17 protein-coding genes are annotated in these 23,340 nt (G+C 74.4%); 10 read left to right on the top strand and 7 right to left on the bottom strand.

All coding sequences use genetic code 11. The features are described 5' to 3' along the window. Positions 1 to 61: 61 nt before the first annotated feature. Entirely contained in the window at positions 62 to 760 is a 699-nt protein-coding gene (locus ABTY56_RS36595; protein WP_350633958.1) for a YoaK family protein, read from the bottom strand. Positions 761 to 975: 215 nt separating this feature from the next. Here ABTY56_RS36595 and ABTY56_RS36590 point away from each other — a divergent pair, with 215 nt between their 5' ends. The 4 genes from ABTY56_RS36590 to ABTY56_RS36575 all read left to right on the top strand — a co-directional run bounded on the left by ABTY56_RS36590 (position 976) and on the right by ABTY56_RS36575 (position 6,131). Then, positions 976 to 1,878, top strand: a complete 903-nt coding sequence (locus ABTY56_RS36590; protein ID WP_502893263.1) for an ABC transporter ATP-binding protein — start codon at positions 976 to 978, stop codon at positions 1,876 to 1,878. Beyond that, positions 1,875 to 4,616 (top strand): FtsX-like permease family protein, encoded by a 2,742-nt coding sequence (locus ABTY56_RS36585; protein ID WP_350633954.1) that lies wholly within the window; start codon positions 1,875 to 1,877, stop codon positions 4,614 to 4,616. The genes ABTY56_RS36590 and ABTY56_RS36585 overlap by 4 nt, the downstream gene beginning before the upstream one ends. Before the next feature lie 205 nt (positions 4,617 to 4,821). Then, a complete protein-coding gene (locus tag ABTY56_RS36580; RefSeq protein WP_350633952.1) occupies positions 4,822 to 5,193 on the top strand; it encodes a BlaI/MecI/CopY family transcriptional regulator in 372 nt (123 codons plus the stop codon). Then, positions 5,190 to 6,131 (top strand): M56 family metallopeptidase, encoded by a 942-nt coding sequence (locus ABTY56_RS36575; RefSeq protein ID WP_350633951.1) that lies wholly within the window; start codon positions 5,190 to 5,192, stop codon positions 6,129 to 6,131. Before ABTY56_RS36580 ends, ABTY56_RS36575 begins: the two co-directional genes overlap by 4 nt. Before the next feature lie 117 nt (positions 6,132 to 6,248). Here ABTY56_RS36575 and ABTY56_RS36570 read toward each other — a convergent pair whose 3' ends face one another. Further along, a complete protein-coding gene (locus tag ABTY56_RS36570) occupies positions 6,249 to 7,346 on the bottom strand; it encodes a C40 family peptidase (protein ID WP_350633949.1) in 1,098 nt (365 codons plus the stop codon). Between the two features lie 432 nt (positions 7,347 to 7,778). On the opposite strand from ABTY56_RS36570, the gene ABTY56_RS36565 reads away from it, so the two are divergent. From ABTY56_RS36565 to meaB, 3 genes are read left to right on the top strand one after another with little or no spacing between them, the layout of a single operon-like run. Next, positions 7,779 to 9,674: a methylmalonyl-CoA mutase family protein gene (locus ABTY56_RS36565; RefSeq protein ID WP_350633948.1), complete on the top strand. Its 1,896-nt coding sequence runs from the start codon at positions 7,779 to 7,781 to the stop codon at positions 9,672 to 9,674. Continuing rightward, positions 9,671 to 11,872: a methylmalonyl-CoA mutase gene (gene scpA, locus ABTY56_RS36560; RefSeq protein WP_350633947.1), complete on the top strand. Its 2,202-nt coding sequence runs from the start codon at positions 9,671 to 9,673 to the stop codon at positions 11,870 to 11,872. The genes ABTY56_RS36565 and scpA overlap by 4 nt, the downstream gene beginning before the upstream one ends. A 12-nt stretch (positions 11,873 to 11,884) precedes the next feature. Beyond that, a complete protein-coding gene (meaB, locus tag ABTY56_RS36555) occupies positions 11,885 to 12,871 on the top strand; it encodes a methylmalonyl Co-A mutase-associated GTPase MeaB (protein ID WP_350633946.1) in 987 nt (328 codons plus the stop codon). 166 nt (positions 12,872 to 13,037) lie between these two features. Here meaB and ABTY56_RS36550 read toward each other — a convergent pair whose 3' ends face one another. Together ABTY56_RS36550 and ABTY56_RS36545 are read right to left on the bottom strand one after the other, a co-directional pair. Further along, positions 13,038 to 13,877 (bottom strand): polysaccharide deacetylase family protein, encoded by an 840-nt coding sequence (locus ABTY56_RS36550; protein WP_350633945.1) that lies wholly within the window; start codon positions 13,875 to 13,877, stop codon positions 13,038 to 13,040. A gap of 201 nt (positions 13,878 to 14,078) precedes the next feature. Continuing rightward, positions 14,079 to 14,681: a superoxide dismutase gene (locus ABTY56_RS36545; RefSeq protein ID WP_350633944.1), complete on the bottom strand. Its 603-nt coding sequence runs from the start codon at positions 14,679 to 14,681 to the stop codon at positions 14,079 to 14,081. 262 nt (positions 14,682 to 14,943) lie between these two features. Here ABTY56_RS36545 and ABTY56_RS36540 point away from each other — a divergent pair, with 262 nt between their 5' ends. Beyond that, complete coding sequence (locus tag ABTY56_RS36540) at positions 14,944 to 17,214, top strand: M9 family metallopeptidase (protein WP_350633942.1); 2,271 nt, start codon at positions 14,944 to 14,946, stop codon at positions 17,212 to 17,214. Positions 17,215 to 17,299: 85 nt separating this feature from the next. On the opposite strand, the gene ABTY56_RS36535 is transcribed toward ABTY56_RS36540, so the two are convergent. The 3 genes from ABTY56_RS36535 to ABTY56_RS36525 form a co-directional block, all read right to left on the bottom strand. Beyond that, on the bottom strand, positions 17,300 to 17,770 hold the full coding sequence (locus ABTY56_RS36535; protein ID WP_350633941.1) for a DUF5990 family protein: 471 nt from the start codon (positions 17,768 to 17,770) through the stop codon (positions 17,300 to 17,302). A gap of 199 nt (positions 17,771 to 17,969) precedes the next feature. Further along, on the bottom strand, positions 17,970 to 20,348 hold the full coding sequence (locus ABTY56_RS36530) for an ABC transporter permease (protein ID WP_350633939.1): 2,379 nt from the start codon (positions 20,346 to 20,348) through the stop codon (positions 17,970 to 17,972). Continuing rightward, positions 20,345 to 21,034, bottom strand: coding sequence for an ABC transporter ATP-binding protein (locus ABTY56_RS36525; protein WP_350633938.1), 690 nt, complete (start codon positions 21,032 to 21,034; stop codon positions 20,345 to 20,347). Before ABTY56_RS36525 ends, ABTY56_RS36530 begins: the two co-directional genes overlap by 4 nt. 206 nt (positions 21,035 to 21,240) lie before the next feature. On the opposite strand from ABTY56_RS36525, the gene ABTY56_RS36520 reads away from it, so the two are divergent. Next, positions 21,241 to 22,473, top strand: a complete 1,233-nt coding sequence (locus ABTY56_RS36520; RefSeq protein WP_350633937.1) for a sensor histidine kinase — start codon at positions 21,241 to 21,243, stop codon at positions 22,471 to 22,473. Next, positions 22,470 to 23,162, top strand: a complete 693-nt coding sequence (locus ABTY56_RS36515; RefSeq protein ID WP_350633936.1) for a response regulator transcription factor — start codon at positions 22,470 to 22,472, stop codon at positions 23,160 to 23,162. Before ABTY56_RS36520 ends, ABTY56_RS36515 begins: the two co-directional genes overlap by 4 nt. Positions 23,163 to 23,340: the final 178 nt, after the last annotated feature.

Here is a 23,340-nt window from a genome sequence, read left to right as displayed (position 1 = left end):
GACGCCCAACCGGGGCCCAACCGACGTACCCGGACGGGCGGTTGCGGGTCCGCCGCCCCACTCACAAAGGCTCGGTCCACGCCGGGGCCGGGGTGGACCTGGCGGCGCGGTGGGTGAGGGCGGCGACGGCGAGGAGGAGGGCGGAGGCCAGGCCGAGGGCGACGGGAACGTGGGCGTGCAGGACGAGGAGGGCGCCGAGGAGGGCGCCGGCGAACATCCAGACCGCGGAGGCGAGGCGGCGGGGGCCGGTGCGGTCGGCGGCGAGGGCGGTGATCGTCATGGTGAGCACGGTGGTGGTGAGGTCGGGGATCCTCAGTGCGCGGACCACCGCGTTCTGGCCGCCCATGGCGAAGCCGAGCAGCCCGATCAGGGTGTAGCGGGCCGGGTCGGAGGTGTGGCCGACGACCGCCGCCAGGACGGTGCTCACCGCGACGAGCGCCGCCTGGGCGCCGACGGCTGCGGTCAGCAGCCGGCCGCGGTGGCCGGGCAGGCGGCGGGCGAGGTGGCCGCCGGCCAGGGCGCCGAGGAGGAAGGCAGCCAGGGCGGCCAGCGAGGCACTGGCGGAGAGGGCGGGCGCACCGGCGAGGGCGAAGCCGAGGAACACCACGTTGCCGGTCATGTTGGCGACGAAGACGTGGCCGAGTTCCAGGTAGCTGACCGCGTCCACCACGCCGGTGACCACGGTCAGCACCAGCAGCATCGGCACCAGCGGTCCGTGCTTCGGATCGGTGCGCAGCATCAGGCCTCCCAGGCGGTTCATGTGACGGTCCTTCCGTTCTACTCCCTCGGACGAGCACCGGGCCGCCCGGGCCGGACCACGGCCGTCCGCGCCTCGCCCGGCCCTCCCGGCCCTCCCGGCCCTCCCGGCGCTCCCGGCACCCCCTCCTTCGACACCTTTGTAGAAGTTTGACCGAGCCCGACACGCTGCGGGTCCACCTTGAGCATCTCCTCCCGGCATATATAGTTCACCGACATATGCAGTCGAGAAGCTCACGAGGGGGAAGTGTGTCCACCACCGATGCGGCCCGGCCCGCGCCCGTCCTGCACCTGACCAACGTCACCCGGGTGCACGGGCGGGGCGCCGCCGAGGTACACGCCCTGCGCGGCATCGACCTGGCCGTCCACCCGGGGGAGTTCGTCGCCGTCATGGGGCCCTCCGGCTCCGGCAAGTCGACCCTGCTGACCCTGGCCGGCGGGCTGGACCGACCCAGCGACGGCGAGGTCCTGGTGGAGGGGGTCCCGCTCGGCGGACTGCGCCGGGGCAAGCTCGCCGACCTGCGGCGGCGCTCCATCGGGTACGTCTTCCAGGACTACAACCTGATCCCGGCGCTCACCGCCGCCGAGAACATCGCCCTGCCGCGCGAACTCGACGGCGTCCCGGGCCGCCGGGCCCGCCGGGAGGCGCTCGCCGCGCTCGAGGAGTTGGGCATCGGCGAGCTCGCCGACCGCTTCCCCGACGACATGTCCGGCGGACAGCAGCAGCGCGTCGCCATCGCCCGCGCCCTGATCGGCGAGCGGCGCCTGGTCCTCGCCGACGAACCCACCGGTGCCCTCGACTCCGCCACCGGCGAGGCCGTGCTCGGGGTGCTGCGCGCCCGCTGCGACGCCGGGGCGGCCGCGATGATGGTCACCCACGAGGCCGCACACGCCGCGTGGGCGGACCGGGTGGTCCACCTGCGGGACGGCGCGGTCGCCTCGGAGAGCCGCGGCCACCGACCCGCCCGCCACCGATCCACCGGCCGCGGACCCGCCTACGTCCGTTCCACCGACGACTCCGCCCACGACCGTTCCACCGAGGGCCGTTCCACCGACGGCCGCACCCCGGACTTCCCGGCGACGGTCCACCGGCCCGGCCCGATCGGCGAGGTGACGCGATGAGGCTCGGAGCCTGGCGGGTCGCCCTGCGCATCGCCCGCCGCGACGCCCTGCGAGCCAAGGGCCGCAGTGCCCTGATCGTCGCCATGATCGCCCTGCCCGTACTCGGTGTCACGGGCGCCGACGTGGTCCACCGCAGCGGGCAGCTCACCCCGGCCGAGCGGGTCGAGCGGGTGGTCGGCGGCGCGGACGCCCTGGTCACCGCGCTCAGCCCGGGCCGCACGGTCGAGCAGGCCCCGGTCGCCGAGGACGGCGCCTTCGGCGCCGACTCCCGCCCGGACCAGCAGCCGACGGCCGAGCAGCTGAAGGGCGCGGGCACCGACCCGGCGACGCTGGTCGCTTCCCTGCTGCCGCCCGGCAGCGTGCTCACCCCCGCCCGGCCGGGGCCGGAGACCGGTGCGACCTCGCCCGAAGGCCTGGTCCGCACCCTCACCACCGAGGCCGACCTCGGCGACCCGATCTGGCGCGGCCGGATCGACTTGGTCGAGGGCCGCGCCCCGAAGTCCCCCCACGAGATCGCCGCCACCCGGGCCTTCCTGGACCACGCCGGGCTGAAGGTCGGCGGCACCACCACCGTCCAGGGCCTGGAGCGGACCACCTTCACCGTCACCGGTGTGGTGGAGCATCCGGACGAGCTCGGAAGGGTCGAACTCGTCGCCCGGCCCAGCGAGTTGCTCGACCCGATGGCCGCCGCCGCAGCGCCCGGCCAGTCCGCCGCCGAGCGGGCCTCGGGCCGGCGCGCCGCCTGGCTGGTCCGGCTCCCGGCGGGGACGGCGCTCGACTGGGCCAAGGTCCAGGAGTTCAACGCCTACGGCTACACGCTCACCGCGCGCTCGGTCGCGCTCGACCCGCCGCCGCGCTCGACCGTCCCCTACTACCGTGACGCACGCCGGTTCAGCAGCGACCCGGCGGCCGGTAACAGCACCAAGATCGTCGTCGCCACCGTCACCGGCATGGCGCTGCTGGAGGTCGCCCTGCTCGCCGGGCCGGCCTTCGCGGTCGGCGCGCGCCGCTCCCGCCGCCAGCTCGCCCTGCTCGGCGCCGCCGGCGGCAGCCGCACCCACGTCGGCGCGGTGGTCCTCGGCGGCGGCCTGGTCCTCGGCGCGGCCGGGGCGCTGGCCGGGGTGGCGCTCGGCACCGGGCTGGTCGCCGTGCTCCGGCCGCAGATCGAACGGGTCGGCGGCGTACGGTTCGGACACTTCGCCCTGCCTCCGTCGGACCTGCTCGCGATCGCCGGGATCGGCCTGGTCACCGCCCTGCTCGCGGCCGCGCTGCCCGCCGTGCAGGCCGCCCGCCGCAGCGTCACCGCCGGCCTCGCCGGCCGGGACACCGTCCGCAGGCCCAGCCGGTGGGTCACCACGCTCGGCCTGCTGCTGGTCGTCCTCGGCGGCGTGGTCGCGATGTACGGCGCGGGCGCGATCCAGCGCGACCTGCCGGTCGTCGGCAGCTTCGACGCCCGGACGCTCACCGTGCTCGGCGGCTCGGTGACCGCCGAGATCGGGCTGCTGCTCTGCACCCCGATGCTGGTCGCCCTGATCGGCCGGGCGGCCGGCCGGCTGCCGCTCGGGCCCCGGCTCGCGCTGCGCGACTCCGCCCGGAACCGCTCGCGCACCGCACCGGCGGTGGCCGCGGTGATGGCCGCGGTGGCCGGCGCCGTCGCCATCGGGGTGTACACCACCAGCACCGACGCCGAGAACCGGCGCGACTACCGGCCGCAGGCCCCGTACGGCGCCGTCCGGCTCACCAGCTTCACCGACGGGCCCCGACTCGACCGGCTGCGCGGCGAACTGGAGGAGCAGCTGACCGGCCTCGGCCCGCGCGCCGACCTCGCCGACGTGGCGTACCGCTTCTGCGACAACTGCTCCAGCACCGTCCAGCTCAAGGGCCCGGTGAACCCGCGCAGCCTCGGTGCCCCGCCGCACCTGGCCGCCGGGGACGCCACCGTGCTGCACAACCTCTTCGGCGTCCACGACCCGGCCGCGGAACAGGCGCTGGCCGCCGGGAAGCTGCTGGTCTTCGACCGCACCCTGCTGGGCGCCGACGGGAAGGCCGTGCTGATGCTGCGCGGCGGCGGCGGCGCGGTACAGCCGGGCGAGGTGCCCAAGCCCGATCTCCAGGAGGTCCCGGTCGACGCGGTGCTGGTCGACAACGAGGCCGCCGCGGGCTTCGCCCAGGGCATGGTGCTGCCCTCCGCGCTGTCGCACCTCGGGCTCTCCGCGCGGCCGACCGGCTCGGTCTGGCTGCCCGCCACCCCGCCCGACCGCAAGGCGCAGCAGCGCGCCGAGGCGGCCGTGATCCGGCTGGACCGCGTCGCCACGCTGGAGGTCGAGCGCGGCTTCCAGCCGAAGAGCGACGCGCTCACCCTGGCGCTCACCGGCTTCGCCGGGCTGGTCGTGCTCGGCGCGGCCGGGATCGCCACCGGCCTCGCGGCCGCGGACTCCCGGCAGGACCAGGCCACCCTGGCCGCCGTCGGCGCGCCGCCGCGGATCCGGCGGAGCATGGCGGGCCTGCAGTGCGCGCTGATCGCCCTGCTGGGGGCGCTGCTCGGAGCGGCCAACGGGTTCGTGCCGGCGGTGGGGCTGCTGAAGTCCCGGGCGAGCGGGTTCGGGGCCAAGCCGGCGCTGATCACCGCGCCGTGGGTCGAGCTGCTGCTGGTGGTGCTGGTGCTTCCGGTGGTCGCGGGGCTGCTCGCCGCGCTGTTCACCAAGTCCCGGATCCCGCTGGGGCGGCGGCTGTCCTGAACCCGGACCGTCGGGTTCGATCACCGATTGCACACGGGCCGAGCACCGAATGACACCGCTCGGACACCACCTGGGCACCACCCGGAAGACGCCGGGCGCCCGCCTCCGAAGGCCGGGGGCGGGCGCCCGGCGCTCGCCGTACCATGGGCCGCGTTCCGGCGGGCGAAGGGCGCCGGCGGTGGGTTCGGCGAGGGAGACGAGGGCGGTGCTACGGGGCTTCGGCGATCTGGAGGCCGAGATCATGGACCGGCTCTGGACCTGGGGCCGGCCCGCCACCGTGCGCGAGGTCGTGGACGACCTGCAGCGGCAGCGGGCCGTCGCGTACACCACGGTCACCACGGTCGCCGACATCCTGCACACCAAGGGCTGGCTGCGCCGCGACAAGGTCGGCCGCGCCTGGGTGTACGAGCCGACCTGCACCCGCGAGGAGTACACCGCCCGGCTGATGCACCAGGCGCTGGAGACCACCCCCGACCGGGCCGGCGCGCTGCTCCGCTTCATCGACCGGATCAGCGGGGACGAGGCCTCCGCCCTGCTCGCGGCCCTCGAACAGGTGAAGTCCCGGGATCCGGAGTGACGCTCGCCCTGCTCGTCCTCTACCTGGCGGTGACCGGCGTACTGCTGCCCCGACGGCTGACCGGCTCCGCCCGGCTCCAGGCCCGTCCGGCGGCCGGCGCGGCGCTCTGGCTCGCGCTGATGGCCTCGTTCACCGTCGCCCTGCTGCTCGCGGCGCACCACGCGGTGGAGCCCTTCGCCCACGAGCCGGCCGGGCTGCTCGGCCTGTTCCCCCACGCGGAGCCGACCGGGGGCCTCCTCCCGCACACCCACGACTGGTGGCTGCTGGCCGCCGCCGGGGCGGTGGTCGCCGCCCTGGTCACCGCCGTCGGCGTCCGCACCGGGCGGGCCCGGCGCCGGCACCGCGCGGTGCTGGACCTGGTCGCCGTCCGGGACGGGCGCTGGGGCGCGCTGGTGCTGGAGCACGCGCACCCGGCCGTGTACTGCCTGCCCGGGCGCCGCTCCCGGGTGGTGCTGTCGCGCGGGGCGCTGCGGCTGCTGGACGAGCGGCAGCTCGCCGCGGCCGTCGCCCACGAGCACGGGCACATTCGGGGCCGCCACCACCTGTTCCGCCTGCCGGCGGACACCTTCGCGCTGCTCCTCGGACCGCTGCCGCTGGCCCGGCTGGGGCGCTCGGAGGTGGCGCTGCTGCTGGAGATGGCGGCGGACGACGCGGCGCTGGCGCAGGTGTCACGGGGTGAACTGGCCTCGGCGCTCTGCACGTTGGCGACCGCCGGGGCGTCGGCCCCGGGCGGCGGGGTGTCCGGCGGCGGGGTCGCGAGTGGCGGGACGGCCGATGGCGGGGCGCTGGGGGTGGCCGCCACCGGAGTGCTGGCCCGGGTCCGGCGGCTGGCCCGCCCCGGTGGCGGTCGGCCGCAACCGGCCTGGCGGCTCGGGGTGCTGGCGCTGCCGGTACTGCCCGTGCTGCCGTACCTGCTGGCCTGCGCACCGCACCCGTAGCGGGCCCGTCCGCGTCCGGCGCGTGCGGGCCCGGCTCCCTGGGAGCCCGCCGGAACCCGGCGCGGAACGCCGGAGGCCCGCCGCCGCCGGAGCGGGAGCGGGCCGCCGCGGGCGCGGTCAGGCCGGGCGGACGGCACCCATGTACGGCATCGCGGAGATCGGGAGCACCTCGATGTTCTTCCCGGTGCGCGGTGCGTGGATCATCTTGCCGTCGCCGATGTACAGCCCGACGTGGTGCAGGTCGTCGTAGAAGAAGACCAGGTCGCCGGGCTGGAGGTTGGCGCGGTCGACGTGCGGGCCGTCGTTCCACTGGTCCTGGGACATCCGGGAGATCCTGACACCCGCCGCTCGGTAGGCCTGACTGGTGAGGCCGGAGCAGTCGAAGCTGTCGGGGCCGGTCTTGCTCCAGCCGTACGGCTTGCCGAGCTGGGCCTGGGCGAACGCGATGATGGAGGCGGCCCGGCCACTCGCGGCGGGCACCGGGGCGTTCAGGTCGGGGCGCTGGTCGGAGCGGGAGGCGCGGTCCGCCGCGGCGGCGGCGCCCGCGTTGGCGGCGGCCGCCTTGGCCTCGGCCTTGGCCTTCTCCGCGGTCTGCTGGGCGTTGATCCTGGCGCGGTCCTCGGCGCTGAGCTTGTTCAGCATCGCCTGCGCCTGGGCCAGCTTGGTCTGGATGTCGTTCTTCTGCTCCGCCAGCTGCTTGCCGACCGAGTCGAGCTCGGCGAGGGTCGCGGTGGCCTCGGCGCGGTCCTGGTCGAGCTTGCGCTGCTCGTCCTGGGCCTGCTTCAGCAGGTTCGCCTGGGAGTCGGAGACCTGGTTCTGGACCGCGGCGCGCTCCAGGTAGCCCGACGGGTCGGAGTCGAGCATCAGCTGGACCGACGGGTCGATGCCGTTGGTCCGGTACTGGTCGGCGGCGACGGCGCCGAGCCGGGTGCGCAGCTCGTTCATCGCCTCCTGCCCGCGGACGACCTTCTCCTGGATCTGGTTGGCCTCGCCCTGGAGCTTCTGCTGCTTGGCCTGGAAGCCGTTGTAGCGCTCGATGGACTGCTCGGCCTCCTCGTTGAGCTTGTCCACCTGCTCCTTGACGGAGGCGAGGGTCGGTGCGGGCTCGGCGTGCGCGGTGCCCGAGGCGAGGACCGCGCCGCCGGCCGCCATGGCCGTGGTGAGGACCGCCATGCGGGCCCGGCTGGGGGGGCTGGGCTTGCGGCGCTTTCCCATGGGCGGTCGGCTCTCCTTCGGGGGAATCCGGAGCCGGCCCGAAAGGGCCGGGGGGGACGACGAAGGCAGGCAGGGCGAGCAACGGGGGGATGCTGCCCCGCCCACCTTCTTCGAAGTAACTTAATAGATGGGGGGCGGGGTTCCGCAATCCCCCTGATCACGGCGGATCAGGGCCATGACGGGACATCGATCGCGTTCCGCACCACCGGTGTTGACTACGGGCAGCGCCCGGGCCGAGGTTCACCCGGTCCGACCACCGCCGCTTCCGCCACCACCTCCGTGACGATCACGCCGCGGAGACCCTGCCGGACCCGTGCACGCCGGCCCATGGCACGGTCCGCCCCGCGGAGTGTTGAGAATCCGCCAAATCGAGGGAAAGGTCACACGCGGCTCCCCTCCTGCGGGTACGCGAACGGGCGCTAACCTGCGCACATGAAGGTCCCGCCCGAAGGGCTCCCCCTCGCCGCCGAGTTCCCGGCCGCGCACCGTGAGCAGTGGCAGCAGCTCGTTCAGGGCGTGCTGCGCAAGTCCGGTGCCCAGCCCGAGGACGGCGCCGCCGCCGAGCAGGCACTCACCACCAAGCTCCAGGACGGGCTCGGTGTACGCCCGCTGTACACCGCCGAGGACGCCGCGGTCGACCCCGGGTATCCCGGATTCCCGCCGTTCGTGCGCGGCGGCCGGCCGCAGGGCTCGGCCGTCGCCGGGTGGGACGTGCGGCAGCGGCATGCCGACCGGGACCGCCGACGCGCCAACGAGGCCGTGCTGGCCGACCTGGAGAACGGCGTCGGCTCACTCTGGCTGGAACTGGGCGGCGAGGCCCTTCCGGTGGAGGCCCTGCCCGAGGCGCTGACCGGCGTGTACCTGGACCTGGCCGCGGTGGCGCTCGACGCCGGACCCGAATTCACCGACGCCGCTGAGCAGTTGTTCAAGCTCTACGCGCAGCGCGAGGTCTCCCCCGGCGACGCCTCCGGCAACCTCGGCGCCGATCCGCTCGGCCTGCAGGCCCGCACCGGCGACACCGCCCGCACCGACGCGCTGCTCGCCGAGGCCACCGCGCTCGCCGCCCGCTGCGCCGCCGACTACCCGAACGTCCGGGCGCTGACCGTCGACGCCCTGCCGTACCACGAGGCCGGCGCCTCCCCCGCGCAGGAGCTGGGCTGCTCGCTCGCCACCGGCGTCGCCTACCTGCGCGCGCTCACCGCCGCGGGGCTGTCGGTGGACGCCGCGCTCGGCCAGCTGGAGTTCCGCTACGCCGCCGACGCCGACCAGTTCCTGACGATCGCCAAGTTCCGTGCCGCGCGCCGCCTCTGGGCCCGCGTCGCCGAGGTGTCCGGGGCGTCCGCCGCGGCCTCGGCGCAGCGTCAGCACGCCGTCACCTCCCGGGTGATGATGACCGCCCGCGACCCGTGGGTGAACATGCTGCGCACCACCATCGCCTGCCTGGCCGCCGGGGTCGGCGGCGCCGACGCCGTCACCGTGCTGCCCTTCGACAGCGCGCTCGGCCTGCCGGACGCCTTCGCCCGCCGGATCGCCCGCAACACCCAGTCGGTCCTGCTGGAGGAGTCCCACCTGGCCCGGGTGATCGACCCGGCCGGCGGCTCCTGGTACGTCGAGCAGCTCGGCGAGGAGCTGGCCCGGGCCGCCTGGGCCTGGTTCCAGGAGATCGAGCGGGCCGGCGGCCAGCAGGCCGCCCTCGGGTCCGAGCTCGTCGGCGAGCGGCTCGCCGCGACCTGGGCGGAGCGGTCCGTCAGACTCGCCAAGCGGCGCGAACCGGTCACCGGCGTCAGCGAGTTCCCGCACCTGGACGAGCAGCCGCTGGTCCGCGAGCCGGCCCCGGCGGCGCTCGCCGGCGGCCTGCCGCAGGTGCGCCGCGCCGAGGCGTACGAGGCGCTGCGGGACCGCTCGGACGCGGCGCTCGCGGCCACCGGGGAGCGGCCCAAGCTGTTCCTGGCCTCGATCGGCAGCGCCGCCGCGCACACCGCGCGCACCACCTTCGCGGCCAACCTGTTCCAGGCCGGCGGCATCGCGACGACCTCCCTCGAAGCCGTCGACCCGGCCGCGTTCGCCGAGGCGTTCACCGCCTCCGGCGCCACCGTCGCCTGCCTCTGCTCCAGCGACGCCCTGTACGGCGAGCACGCCGAGGCCGTCGCCGGCGCCCTGAAGGCGGCCGGCGCCGCGAAGGTGCTGCTGGCCGGACGGCTCGGCGAAGTCCCTGCCGGAGTGGACGAGTTCATCCATGCGGGCGGGGACGCGGTCGCCGTCCTCACCTCCCTGCTGGACCAGATCACCGGCGCGAGCGGCGCCGACGAGAGCGAGGCGGCTCGATGATTCCCGACTTCACCGGAATCGGGCTGGACGGCGGCGGCGCCGACGTCTCGGACGACCAGTGGCAGGCCGCCTGGCGGCAGTCCACCGGCAAGGACGTCGACGAGCTGGTCTGGGACACCCCCGAGGGCATCGGCGTCAAGCCGCTGTACACCGCGGCGGACCTGTCCGGGCTGGACTTCCTGGAGACCTACCCGGGCATCGCCCCGTACCTGCGCGGGCCGTACCCGACCATGTACGTCAACCAGCCGTGGACCGTCCGCCAGTACGCGGGCTTCTCCACCGCCGAGGAGTCCAACGCCTTCTACCGCCGCAACCTGGCGGCCGGCCAGAAGGGCCTCTCGGTCGCCTTCGACCTGCCGACCCACCGCGGCTACGACAGCGACCACCCGCGCGTCACCGGCGACGTCGGCATGGCGGGCGTCGCCATCGACTCGATCTACGACATGCGCCAGCTGTTCGACGGCATCCCGCTGGACAGGATGTCGGTGTCGATGACCATGAACGGCGCCGTGCTGCCCGTCCTGGCGCTGTACATCGTCGCCGCCGAGGAGCAGGGGGTGCCGCCGGAGAAGCTTGCGGGGACCATCCAGAACGACATCCTCAAGGAGTTCATGGTCCGCAACACCTACATCTACCCGCCGCAGCCGTCGATGCGGATCATCTCGGACATCTTCGCGTACACCTCGCAGAAGATGCCCCGGTACAACTCGATCTCCATCTCCGGCTACCACATCCAGGAGGCCGGGGCCACCGCCGACCTGGAGCTGGCCTACACCCTGGCCGACGGGGTGGAGTACCTGCGCGCGGGCCTGGACGTGGGACTGGACGTGGACGCCTTCGCGCCGCGGCTGTCGTTCTTCTGGGCGATCGGCATGAACTTCTTCATGGAGGTCGCCAAGCTGCGCGCGGCCCGGCTGCTCTGGGCCAAGCTGGTCAAGCAGTTCGACCCGAAGAACCCCAAGTCGCTGTCGCTGCGCACCCATTCGCAGACCTCCGGCTGGTCGCTCACCGCGCAGGACGTGTTCAACAACGTCACCCGTACGTGCGTGGAGGCGATGGCCGCCACCCAGGGCCACACCCAGTCCCTGCACACCAACGCCCTCGACGAGGCGCTCGCCCTGCCCACCGACTTCTCCGCCCGCATCGCCCGCAACACCCAGCTGCTGCTGCAGCAGGAGTCGGGCACCTGCCGGGTCATCGACCCGTGGGGCGGCTCGGCGTACGTCGAGAAGCTGACCAACGACCTGGCCGCCCGGGCCTGGCAGCACATCCAGGAGGTCGAGGCGGCCGGCGGCATGGCCAAGGCGATCGACGCCGGCATCCCCAAGATGCGCGTCGAGGAGGCCGCGGCCCGGACCCAGGCGCGCATCGACTCCGGCCGCCAGCCGGTGATCGGCGTCAACAAGTACCGGGTGGAGAGCGACGAGCAGATCGACGTGCTCAAGGTCGACAACTCCGCGGTGCGGGCCCGCCAGATCGAGAAGCTGCGCCGGCTGCGCGAGGAGCGCGACGAGGCCGCCACGCAGGACGCGCTGAACGCGCTCACCCGGGCCGCCGAGGCCGGACCGCAGCGCGGCGGCTCGCTGGACGGCAACCTGCTGCACCTGGCCGTCAACGCGGCGCGCGCCATGGCCACCGTCGGCGAGATCTCGGACGCCCTGGAGAAGGTGTACGGCCGCCACTCCGGCCAGATCCGTACCATCTCCGGTGTGTACCGAGACGAAGCGGGCCCGTCGGCCTCCCTCCAGCGCACCCGCGACCTGGTCGAGCGGTTCGAGCAGGCCGAGGGGCGCCGTCCGCGCATCCTGGTCGCCAAGATGGGCCAGGACGGCCACGACCGCGGCCAGAAGGTGATCGCCACCGCCTTCGCCGACCTCGGCTTCACCGTGGACGTCGGCCCGCTGTTCCAGACCCCGGCCGAGGTCGCCCGCCAGGCCGTCGAGGCGGACGTGCACATCGTCGGCGTCTCCTCGCTGGCCGCCGGACACCTCACCCTGGTGCCCGCGCTGCGCGCCGAACTCGCCGCGGCGGGCCGGGAGGACATCACCATCGTGGTCGGCGGGGTCATCCCCCCGCAGGACTTCGACGCGCTGTACGAGGCGGGCGCGGCGGCGGTGTTCGGACCGGGCACGGTCATCCCGGACGCCGCGCACGACCTGCTGACGGCCCTGGCGTCCGAGCTCGGCCACGAGCTGTGAGCCGCTGAGCCGATGCCTCCGCGGACGATCGACCTCGACAGCTACGTGACGGGTGTCCTGGACGGCTCGCGCGCCTGGATCGCGCGCGCCGTCACCCTCGTCGAGTCCTCCCGGCCCGACCACCGCGCGCTCGCGCAGCAGCTGCTCCAGCGGCTACTGCCGCACGCGGGCGGGGCGGTCCGGGTGGGCGTGACCGGGGTTCCCGGTGTCGGCAAGTCGACCTTCATCGACTCCTTCGGCACCATGCTGACGGGGGCGGGCCACCGGGTCGCGGTCCTCGCCGTGGACCCGACCTCCAGCCGGACCGGCGGCTCCATCCTGGGCGACAAGACCCGGATGGAGCGCCTGGCCGTCGACCCGAACGCCTTCGTCCGCCCCTCCCCCACGTCGGGGACCCTGGGCGGCGTCGCCAAGGCCACCCGCGAGTCGATGGTGGTGATGGAGGCGGCCGGCTACGACGTGGTGCTGATCGAAACGGTCGGCGTCGGCCAGTCGGAGACGGCGGTGGCCGGCATGGTGGACACCTTCCTCCTCCTCAGCCTCGCCCGGACCGGCGACCAGCTCCAGGGCATCAAGAAGGGCGTCCTGGAACTCGCCGACGTCATCGCGATCAACAAGGCCGACGGCCCGCACGAGACCGACGCCCGCGCCGCGGCCCGCGAACTCGCGGGCGCGCTGCGGCTGTTGCAGGCCCCAGACGCCGCCTGGACCCCGCCCGTGCTCACCTGCAGCGGCCGCGAGAACGCCGGCCTCGACGTCCTCTGGGAGCGCCTGCAGCAGCACCGCAAGGTCCTCGACGCCACCGGCGCCCTGGCCGCCAAGCGCCGCGACCAGCAGGTCGAGTGGACCTGGGCGATGGTCCACGACCAGCTCTACGCCCGCCTGCACGAGCACCCCGAAGTCCGGCGCCTGGCCCCCGACCTGGAGGCCCGGGTTCGCGCCGGCACCCTCCCGGCCGGCCTGGCCGCCCAACACATCCTGGACGGCTTCTTCGGCTGACGGCCACGCCCCGCCGCGCCCCGCCGCGCCCCGCCGCGGAGCCCGCCACCACTGCCGCCGAGCACGGGCGAGGACCGTGCGCCGTGCCCCACCCGAGCGTGGGGCACGGCGCTTCTGCCGTCTCCGGGCAGGGCAACGCGGTTCGGGCCGCCCGGCGGCAGGGACGTCAGGGGGTGGTCTGGACCGGGTAGCCGGTGGGGCGGCCCTGGGCCTTCAGCCAGGTGAGCACCTGGTCGAGGGCTTCGACGGTCTGCTGGCGGTCGCCGCCGCCGTCGTGGAACAGGATGGTCGGGCCGAGGTGGAGTTCCTTCTTGACGGTGTCCACGATGGCGGCGGTGCCGGGCTTGTTGAAGTCCTTCGAGTCGACGTTCCAGCCGAGCGGACGCATGCCGTTCGCGGCGGCGATGCGCCGGCTGTCGGGGGTGAACGAGCCGCCGGGAGCCCGGTAGTACAGCACCTTGGCGCCGCCCGCGGCGTCCTCGATCATCTTCTTCGCGTCCAGGATCTCCTTCTCCTGGTAGGCGACGGGCTTCTTGTCCATGGACGTGTCGTGGTCCACGGTGTGGTCGCAGAGCCGGTGGCCGTCCGCGACGACCCGCTTGACCAGGTCGGGGTGGGCCTTGGCCTGCGGTCCGATCATGCAGAACGTCGCCTTCACGCCGTGCCGCTTGAGGACGTCGAGGACCTTCGGCGTCCAGGTGGGATCGGGGCCGTCGTCGATGGTGATGTTGACGGCGTTGCCTCCGCTCTCGGAGGCGTGGGCTATGCCGTCGGGTATCCCGCCACCCTGCTGCGTGCCCCCGTCGCCGCCCTTGGCGCCGTCCCCGCCGCTGCCGTCGCTGCCGTCGGGGGACGTGCCCTGCCCCTGGGCGATGTCCTGCCGGGGAACGTCGCCCGGACCGGCGAGGGTCGCGACCCCCCAGGCGCCCGCCGCCAGGGCGACGGCCGCCACCGCGAGTGCCACCCGGCTGCCGGCCAGATCCTTCATCCGTACTTTGCGGTCCATCGACTGTCTGCTCCCCCACCTGTCCACGAGCTTTCCGAGGTTGATGACGTGAACCCCACCGAACGGGTTCCCGAATTCCCCCGTCATCGCAGGTGAAGGCTTGATCCAGGGGAGGGGAAGGAGAAGGGACAGGAGAAGGGGCAGGGGAAGGGCCCCGGACCGCCCGACCGGTCCGGGGCCGCTCCTGTCACCTGAACCGGGTCAGGCGCTCGTGACGGCCGCGAAGCGGGCCGAGACGTCCTGCCAGTTGACGACGTCCCACAGGCGGGTGACGTAGTCCGGGCGGACGTTGCGGTACTGCAGGTAGTAGGCGTGCTCCCAGGCGTCGAAGGCCAGCAGCGGGGTGGTGTTCTGACCGACGTTGCCGTGGTGGTCGTAGACCTGTTCGACGATCAGGCGCTTGCCGAGCGGCTCCCAGGAGAGGATGCCCCAGCCGGAGCCCTGGACGCCGGTGGTGGCGGTGGTGAGCTGCTTCCTGAAGGCCTCGAAGCTGCCGAAGTGCTCGGTGATGGCGTCGGCCAGCTCGCCCTCGGGGCGGTCGCCGCCCTCCGGGGAGAGGTTCTGCCAGAAGAGCGAGTGCAGCACGTGGCCGGACAGGTGGAAGGCGAAGGTCTTCTGAAGGCCGACCAGGCCGCCGAACTGCTCCTTGTCGCGGGCCTCGGCGAGCTGGTCCAGGGTGTCGTTCGCGCCCTTGACGTAGGCGGCGTGGTGCTTGGAGTGGTGCAGCTCCAGGATCTCGGCCGACATCGCCCGCTCGAGCGCGGAGTAGTCGTACGGCAGGTCGGGAAGCGTGTAGGTGCCCATCAGGACACGGCCCCTTTCGGCGGGTTGAGCGATGCTGATCGTGCCGGGACAACACTATTGCGTATGACTTGCAGGAACGAATCATGGGCTCCTGCTTATTCCTCGGCTTCGCTGCTCAATCCGGGTGTTCGCGTCAGGACCTGACAACTTTTCCGCTCCCGGGGCTTCCCGCAGCCGCCCTCCGTGTGCCATTTTACATGTCACACATTGGAGCGGCCGTGTCCCCAACCACGGCCACTACCGGCCCCGGAGGCCCCCACACATGCGTCCCTTCCGGATAGCGAAGGCGAACGCGCGCAGACTCCCTGCGCTCGGCGCCGCCTTCTTCCTCGCGCTCGGACTCTTCGCACCGCAGGCCCACGCGGCGCCCGCGCCCACGCCCCAGGGCAAGCCGACCGCGCCCACCGCCAAGTCCGCGGCGCCGCACGCGATCCCCGTGCCCAAGTCGCCCGACACCCCCAGGGACGCCCGGCCGCTCGCCTCGGACGCGCGGACCAAGGCCACCGCCCCGACGGCGGGCAGCACCGTCGGTACGAACACCAAGGCGCCCAGGCAGCTCGCCGCCAACGCCTGCGACGTCTCCGCGTTCACCGGCAACTCCGGTGCCGCGCTGGTCCAGCAGGTCAAGGCCGCCGGCCTCGACTGCGTCAACACGCTGTTCACCCTGACCGGCGACAACGCCAAGGCCGCGTTCAACGAGGCCCAGATGGTCAGCGTCGCCAACGCCCTGCGCGACGGCTCCGCCGCCTACCCCGGCGACGACTCCACCTCGGCCGGCCAGCTGGTGCTCTTCCTGCGCGCCGGCTACTACGTCCAGTGGAACAACAAGGACGCCGTCGGCCCGTACGGCACCGCCCTGCAGACCGCCGTCCGCGGCGCGCTGGACGGCTTCTTCGCCGCCCCGCACAGCAAGGACGTCACCGAGGCCAACGGCGCCACCCTCGCCGAGGCCGTCACCCTGATCGACAGCGCCCAGGAGAACGCCCGCTACACCGGCGTCGTGAAGCGCCTGCTGGACGGCTACTCAAGCGCCTGGACCGGCTCGATGGCCGCCGCCGTCGCCAACACCGAGACCGTCATCGAGCGCGGCTTCGACCTGCCCGAGTTCGTCGCCGCCCTGCAGGCCGACCCCTCCTTCGCCACCAGCATGGCGGGCTTCGTCACCCGCAACAGCGGCCGGATCAACGGCGGCGACCCGGTCACCTCGATCGGCATCCAGCTCGGCAACTACGTCGCCAAGGACGCGCTGCGCGCCCAGGGCCGCCCGATCGTCAAGGACCTGATCAGCCGCTACCCGCTGGTCGGCAACACCGGCCCGCTCACCATGAACCTGCTCTGGTTCGCGGAGAAGAAGGACAGCGGCAACTGCTCCTACTACGGCACCTGTGACGTGCCCGCCAAGCTCGTCCCGCTGGTGCTCACCGTCGACCACACCTGCAACGCCAACCTGCGCATCCGCGCCCAGGACATGACCGCGCAGCAGCTCGCCGACACCTGCACCAGCCTGGTCAACCAGGACGCGTTCTTCCACAAGGTGGTCAAGGACGGCGGCCCGGTCGCCAACGACAACAACACCAGCCTGGAGGTCGTCGTCTTCGACGACTACTACAACTACAGCCTCTACGCCTGGGAGATGTACGGCATCGAGGTCGACAACGGCGGCATGTACGAGGAGGGCAACCCGGCCAAGGCCGGCAACCAGGCCCGCTTCATCGCCCACGAGGCCTCCTGGCTGCGCCCCCAGTTCCAGATCTGGAACCTCAACCACGAGTACACCCACTACCTCGACGGCCGCTACGACTTCTACGGCGACTTCGACGCCGGGATGACCACCCCGACCATCTGGTGGGTCGAGGGCCTCGCCGAGTACATCTCCTACAGCTACCGGGGCGTCCACTACGACGACGCGGTCGCCCAGGCCGGCAAGGGCACATACGCGCTGAGCACCCTGTTCGACAGCACCTACGCCAACGCGGACTCCACCCGGATCTACAACTGGGGCTACCTGGCCGTCCGTTACATGCTCCAGTCTCACCCGCAGGACGTCGACGCCCTGCTCGCCAAGTACCGCGTCGGCGACTGGAACGGCGCCCGCACCCTGCTGAAGTCCACCATCGGCACCGCCTACGACGCCGACTTCGCCGCCTGGCTCAAGCAGTGCGCCGCCGACAACTGCGGCTCGCTGCCCGCCTCCCAGGCCCCGCTGTGCACCGCCGCCGACGCCCGGCAGTTCGACAAGAACTGCCGCCGCGACGGCGCGGCCGCCACCACCGGGAACTACAGCTACAGCTTCCTGTACCTCCCGGCCGGCGTGCAGCAGCTGACCATCACCACCGGCGGCGGCACCGGCAACGCCGACCTCTACTACAACGGCGGCGCCTGGGCCACCACCGGCTCGTACCAGGCCAAGTCCACCAACAGCGGCAACGGCGAGACCCTCACCATCGCCAACCCGCCGTCCGGCTGGGTGTACTTCAGCCTCTACGGCCAGCAGGGCTTCGGCGGCGTCACCGTCACCACGACCTACAACTGACCGCTCCTGCAAGCACCGGAGGGCCCCGCGGCGACGCGGGGCCCTCCGCCGTTCCGGCCCACCCCGCCTCCCTTGCCGTTCCGGCCTACCCCGCCTCCCTTGCCGTCCCCGCCGACCAGGCGACCGCCGGCGGGCGGACGGCGGCGCACAGCGGGTGCCCCTTGGCGTCCGTCAGCCCGAGGCGGGCGACCAGCAGGCCGGTGCGGGCCGCCTCCTCGGCCGTCCGGCGGTCGACCTCGGCCAGCAGCAGCTTCGCCCGGCGGAACATCGTCCAGCCGTCCCCGTCCCTCGTCACCCAGCTCAGGTAGACGAACCGCGCGCCCGGGCCGCCCTGTACGTACCGCCCGGTGATGTCCGCCCCGCCGTCCGGCAGCGGCTTCACCGCACACTCCAGCGACCACTGGGCCCGCGCCGCGTCCCCCGGCTGCGGGTCCAGCAACTCGGCGGGCCTGCCCCGGCGTTGCACGGCGACGTGGATGTCCCGGTACCCCGGGAAGCCCGGGGCCGCGCCGCACGCACGGCCGGGCAGGTCGGTCGCCTCGATCCTCAGCTCCATGGCGCCATGGTCCCCCACCTCCCTACCGCCGGGCCCCACCTCGGCCGTGTCGGCGGCCGGCTCCTTCGCGGAAGCGGTCCGCACCTGGGAGCGCGCCGGACTCGGCCCGCGCCCCGGCCCCCCGGGGTGGACAGCGGCCGAGGTGCGAACGCCCGGCTCCTGTGGCAGCGCCGCCCCGAGCCGACTCCCGCCCGCACCCTCACTCCGCCCGCAGGGCGTCCACCGTCCGCGCCCGCGCCGCCCGGACGGCCGGGAGCAGCGCGCCGAGCACCGCGATCAGCACCCCGCCCAGCCCGAGCAGCACCAGCACGGGGGTGCCGAGGACGTCCAGCGCCGAGGCCGGGAAGTTCAGCCCGGCCGAGTGGCCCATCGCGGGCACCGTGACCCGGTGCAGCAGCAGCCCGACGGGCAGGCCGATCGCGCCGCCGACCACGCCGACCGGCAGCACCGAGGCGAGGACCACGCCCACGGTCTGCACCGGGGTCATGCCGAGCGCCTTGGTGACGCCCGTGTCCCGGGTGCGTTCACGGATCTCCAGGACGACGGTGTTGAACACGCCGAGCCCGGCGACCACGACCAGCAGGACGGTCAGCGTCACGGTGAGCGACCGCAGGGCGGCGATCGTGCCGCTGGAGCTGCGCGTCGCGTCGGCCTCGGCCGCCATCCGCAGCGGGGCGAGCGTGCCGCCGAGGGCGGTGGCGTAGCCGACGTGGTCGGTGCCCGGCTTCAGATCGACGAGCCAGGTGTCCGGCTTCGGGGCCGTCCCGGCGGGGAAGCTGCCGGCGTCGGTGAAGAGTTCGTTGGTCTGCATGTGTGGGTCGAAGACCTCGCCGACGATCCGGACGGTGACGGGCCGCCCGTGGTCGGTGAAGGTCACCCGGTCGCCGAGTTTCACCGAGGCCTCGGTGAGGAAGGTGGCGGGCGCGACGGCCTCGCCGGGGCCGCGGTACCAGCGTCCGGAGGCCATCCGGTAGCCGGCCCGGGAGGCGTCGCCCTCGAAGGCGGTCACGGTCGTGCTCCCGGCGACTCCGGGGACGGCGACGTCCTCGGTGCCGACGCCGTAGTACGCGGCGGTGCCCGGCAGGGCGGTCAGGGCGGCGGTGACGGCGGCCGGGTCGGCCGCGACCGGTCGGGCCGGTGCCGCGCCGGGCGGGCCGTCCGGCCGTAGCGGGTGCACCAGGACGTCCGCGGCGGCATGGTTCTTCGCCTGCTGCACCCAGGTCATCGTCCCGCCCATGCCCACCGCGAAGGTCGCCGCAGTCGTGCCGAACAGCACGGCGGCGAGCATTCCGGCGGCCCGGGCCGGGCGGGCGAAGGGCTGGGCGAGGCCGAGGCTCAGCGGCCGGGGCAGCGGCAGCCGGGCGGCGAGCGCGGCGGCGCGGGCGGCCAGGACGTCCCGCCGGGTGCCGCCCGCCGTCCGGCCGACGGCCAGTGCCTCCACCGTGCGCAGCCGTCCGGCGCGGGCGGCGGCGGCCCAGGCGACCAGGGCGACGGCGGCCAGGGTGCCGCCGGCCACCGCCACGTCCACCCAGGGGGCGAGGCCCGAGGTGCCGGTGCCGTAGAGCTGCCCGGTGGTGGCGAGCACGGGAAGGGTGAGCAGGTTGCCCGTGACGACTCCGAGCAGGGTGCCGGCCGTGGCGGGGAGCAGCGCCTGGGCGACGTACGCCCGCACCACCTGGGCGGGGGTGCAGCCGAGCGCCTTGAGCACGCCGATCCGCCGGGTCGCGGTGCCGACCGCGCCGGCCACCACGTTCCCGGCCACCAGCACCGACATCGCCAGGCCGAGCAGGCCGAAGGCGACCATGAACGGGAGGAACAGCGCGGTGTTGCGGTCCGAGCCCTCCTTCGCGGTCAGCCAGGACTGCGCACCGGTCAGCGCACCGGCGGGCAGGGCCGAGGCCACGGCGGCCCGGTCGGCGTCGATCGCGCCGGCGGTGCCGGCGTCGGCGAAGCGGTAGAGCATCTCGTACCCGGGGGTGCTGCCGGGCGCGGTGAGCGCGGGGACGGTCTCGGGCGTCACCCAGGCGTCGGCGGTGCGGCTGACGGACCGGGCGAAGCCGACCACGGTGAGCGTGGGCGCGCCCGGCAGGCCGGGCAGGCGGAGGGTTCCGCCGAGTTCCACCTGCTGCATCCGGTATCCGGAGTCGATCACGACCTCGCCCGACCGCTTCGGCCAACTGCCTTGCAGGAGCTCGACCTTGTCGACGTCACCGGCGGCCGGGGCGCGGCCTGCGACGGTCATCGGCGGCATGGTCAGCCCGGCCGGGACGTCCGCGCCGGGCCCCGGCTCCGGGTCGAGCGTCACGGTGCGGAACGGCCCGGCGGAGGCGGTCACCCCCGTGGTGTGCGCGGTGCCGGCGAGCTGGTCGGCGGTGACCCGGGCGCCGTCGAAGCGCGCGGTGAGGTGCGCGCCGCGCTGGCCGTCGAAGGCCTGGTCGAAGGGAGCCTGGGAGGCGACCAGCAGCGAGCCGCCGAGGACGGAGCAGGTGGTGGCCACCAGGGCGGCCAGGCCGACCGCGACCGACTGGGTCCGGCGCCTGCGGACGCCCGCCCGCACGACCCTTCCGAGCGCGGTCATGCCGCCACCGCCGAATCCGCCTCGACCCGGCCGTCCCGCATCCGGACGGTGCGCGTGGCGCAGTCCTCGGCGAGCTTGAGGTCATGGGTGACGAGCAGGATGGTCTGCCCGTCCTCGTGCAGCTCCCGGAACAGCTCCTTGACGTCCTCGCCCGAGGCCGAGTCCAGCGCGCCGGTCGGCTCGTCGGCCAGCAGCAGCGTCGGCCGGTTCATCAACGCCCGGGCCACCGCGACGCGCTGGCGCTCGCCGCCGGAGAGCCGGCCCGGGTGGGCGCGGGCGTGCCGGTCGATGCCGAGGGCCTCCAGCAGCTCGCCGGCCCGCCGCCGGGCCTCGGCGCGGCGCACGCCGGCCAGCTCCCCGGCCAGCACCACGTTGTCGGCCACGGTGAGGTCGTCCAGCAGGTTGAAGAACTGGAACACCATGCCGATCGTGGCGCGCCGGTAGCGGGCCGAGGCCGCCTCGCCCAGCCGGTCCACCCTGGTCCCGGCCACGGTGACCGTCCCCGCGCTGGGCCGGTCCAGTCCGGCCACCAGGTTCAGCAGGGTCGACTTCCCGCTGCCGGACGGGCCGAGCACGGCCACCGCCTCCCCCGCCCGCACGCTCAGCGTGACCTCGTCGAGGGCCGCCCGCGCGCCCTCGTAGTGGCGGCTCACACCGCTCAGCTCGATCACCGGATCGCCGTTCATTCCCCGCTCCTCGCTCCCGCTTCCCGGGTGGACGGGTCGACGGTACGGACGGGCGGCGCGCGGCCGAGTCCGCCGTCCGCGGCAACTTCCGTACCGCGTCAGGCGGATCCGCGGCGGCGTCATCCTTGCGAGGTAGTCGCCGGGTGTACCGGTCGCCGCCACCCGAGGGGCTGTGCCCGGAGGCTCCCGCCCACCACAATGTCCCGGTGATCAACCATCCGACGGTGCGGCGGCTGCGCGCGGCGGTCCGCCTGGCCGGCGGCCCGGGTGCCCCGCCGCCGCCCCGACCGACCCGCCGCGGCCAGGCCTTCGACGTCGCCCTGGCCCTCTTCCTCGCCCTCACCAGCGGGCGCTACGCCGGCATCGCGGACCCGCCCGGCGGGCGCGGGCTGTTGCTGCTGGTGCCGCTCGTGCCGCTGCCGCTGGTGCTGCGCCGCCGCATCCCGCTGGCGGTGCTGTGGACGGTGCTGCCGGCCGCGCTGCTGGTCCGTCACCAGTCGCAGGACATCGCGTACTCGGCGGGCGTGGCGGTGATCGTCGCGGCCTACAGCGCCGCCGCCTACGCGCGCCGCCCGGCGGCCCTGCTGCTCGGCCTGCCGGCCGCGACCGGCGCGCTGGTGGTGCTCTTCCACGACGCCCTGCTGCCGCACTTCCCCAACGGGGTGATCGCCGTCCTGGTCCTGGTGCCGGTGTTCGCGGTCGCCTACGAGCTGCGGATGTGGCGGCGCCGGGTGGAGGAGGGCCGCGAGCGGCTCTCCGCCCTGGAGCGCGAGCAGCTGGCGGCCCTGCGGCACGCGGTCGAGCTCGAACGGACGCGGATCGCCCGGGAGTTGCACGACGTGGTGACGCACAACGTGAGCATGATGACGATCCAGGCCGGGGCCGCCCGCAAGATCCTGGACACCGCCCCGGACAAGGCCCGCGAGGCGATGGCCGCGGTGGAGTCCGGCGGACGCGCGGCGATGACCGAACTGCGGCACGTCATGGGCCTGTTGACCACCGACTCGGAGGCCGGCCACGATCCCGCCGCCGACGCCGACCTCGCCCCCCAGCCCGGCCTCGGCCGGCTGGACGCCCTGGTCGACGGCGTCCGACAGGCCGGGCTGCCCGTCGAGCTGACCGTCACCGGCGAGCGCCGGGCCGTCCCGCCCGGGATCGAACTGGCGGCCTACCGGGTCGTCCAGGAAGCCCTCACCAACACCGTCAAGCACGCGGGCGGCGCGGACGCCTCGGTCGCCGTCGAGTACGCCCCGGACCACCTGAAGGTGCAGGTCACCGACACCGGCGGCCGCCCCACCGGCGCCGCCGCCACCGGCAACGGCCGCGGCCTGCTCGGCCTGCGCGAACGTCTCGCCGTCTACGGCGGCACCCTGCAGACCGGCCCCCGGCCGCGCGGCGGTTACCGCGTCACGGCCCTGATCCCCTTGGAGAGTTCATGAGCGCGCAGCCGCTGCGGGTGGTGGTCGCCGACGACCAGGCCCTGGTCCGCACCGGGTTCCGGCTGATCCTGGAGTCGGAGGGGATCGAGGTGGTCGCGGAGGCCGAGGACGGCGAGCAGGCCGTCGCGGCCGTCCGCCGGACCAGGCCGGACGTGGTCCTGATGGACATCCGGATGCCCGGCCTGGACGGCCTGGAGGCCACCCGCCGGATCCTCGCCGACCCGGCGCAGCAGCCGCCGCGGATCATCATGCTGACCACCTTCGACCTCGACCACTACGTCTACGCGGCGATGGCCGCCGGGGCGAGCGGCTTCCTGCTCAAGGACGTCACCCCGGAGCACCTGGCCGCCGCCGTCCGGCTGGTGCGCACCGGGGACGCACTGCTCGCCCCCGCCATCACCCGCCGGCTGGTCGAGCGCTTCGCCCGTCCGGACGCCACCGCCGCCACCGCCGCGCCGCACCGCGAGCTGGGCACGCTCACCCCGCGCGAGCTGGAGGTGATGACGCTGCTGGCGCGCGGCCTCAGCAACGCCGAACTCGCGGCCGGGCTGCAGCTGTCCGAGGCGACGGTGAAGACCCACGTGGCCCGGATCCTCGGCAAGCTGGGCCTGCGGGACCGGGCCCAGGTGGTGGTCGCGGCGTACGAGACGGGGCTGGTCAGCGTGGGCGCCGCGCCCGGGGCGCCGTGACGGCGCGGCCCGGCGGGCCGTGACGCGGGCGGGAGCCCCGGGGGCCGTGCTGCCGGGGGCGGGAGCGCAGGCGCCGTGACGCGGGCGCCGTGACGCGGGCGCCGTGACGCGGGCGCCGTGACGCGGGCGCCGTGACGCGGGCGCCGTGACGCGGGCGCCGTGACGCGGGCGCCGTGAC

The organism is Kitasatospora sp. NPDC097691, from assembly GCF_040302665.1.
Taxonomy (GTDB): domain Bacteria; phylum Actinomycetota; class Actinomycetes; order Streptomycetales; family Streptomycetaceae; genus Kitasatospora.
Note: the sequence above shows the minus strand (reverse complement) of the source record. Positions and strands in the feature narration are given on the sequence as shown.

Coding starts and splice junctions, on each gene's coding strand:
- ABTY56_RS36595 (WP_350633958.1), bottom strand. CDS start 760: ATGAACCGCCTGGGAGGCCTGATGCTGCGCACCGATCCGAAGCACGGA.
- ABTY56_RS36590 (WP_502893263.1), top strand. CDS start 976: ATGCAGTCGAGAAGCTCACGAGGGGGAAGTGTGTCCACCACCGATGCG.
- ABTY56_RS36585 (WP_350633954.1), top strand. CDS start 1,875: ATGAGGCTCGGAGCCTGGCGGGTCGCCCTGCGCATCGCCCGCCGCGAC.
- ABTY56_RS36570 (WP_350633949.1), bottom strand. CDS start 7,346: ATGGGAAAGCGCCGCAAGCCCAGCCCCCCCAGCCGGGCCCGCATGGCG.
- ABTY56_RS36565 (WP_350633948.1), top strand. CDS start 7,779: ATGAAGGTCCCGCCCGAAGGGCTCCCCCTCGCCGCCGAGTTCCCGGCC.
- scpA (WP_350633947.1), top strand. CDS start 9,671: ATGATTCCCGACTTCACCGGAATCGGGCTGGACGGCGGCGGCGCCGAC.
- meaB (WP_350633946.1), top strand. CDS start 11,885: ATGCCTCCGCGGACGATCGACCTCGACAGCTACGTGACGGGTGTCCTG.
- ABTY56_RS36550 (WP_350633945.1), bottom strand. CDS start 13,877: ATGGACCGCAAAGTACGGATGAAGGATCTGGCCGGCAGCCGGGTGGCA.
- ABTY56_RS36545 (WP_350633944.1), bottom strand. CDS start 14,681: ATGGGCACCTACACGCTTCCCGACCTGCCGTACGACTACTCCGCGCTC.
- ABTY56_RS36540 (WP_350633942.1), top strand. CDS start 14,944: ATGCGTCCCTTCCGGATAGCGAAGGCGAACGCGCGCAGACTCCCTGCG.
- ABTY56_RS36535 (WP_350633941.1), bottom strand. CDS start 17,770: ATGGAGCTGAGGATCGAGGCGACCGACCTGCCCGGCCGTGCGTGCGGC.
- ABTY56_RS36530 (WP_350633939.1), bottom strand. CDS start 20,348: ATGACCGCGCTCGGAAGGGTCGTGCGGGCGGGCGTCCGCAGGCGCCGG.
- ABTY56_RS36525 (WP_350633938.1), bottom strand. CDS start 21,034: ATGAACGGCGATCCGGTGATCGAGCTGAGCGGTGTGAGCCGCCACTAC.
- ABTY56_RS36515 (WP_350633936.1), top strand. CDS start 22,470: ATGAGCGCGCAGCCGCTGCGGGTGGTGGTCGCCGACGACCAGGCCCTG.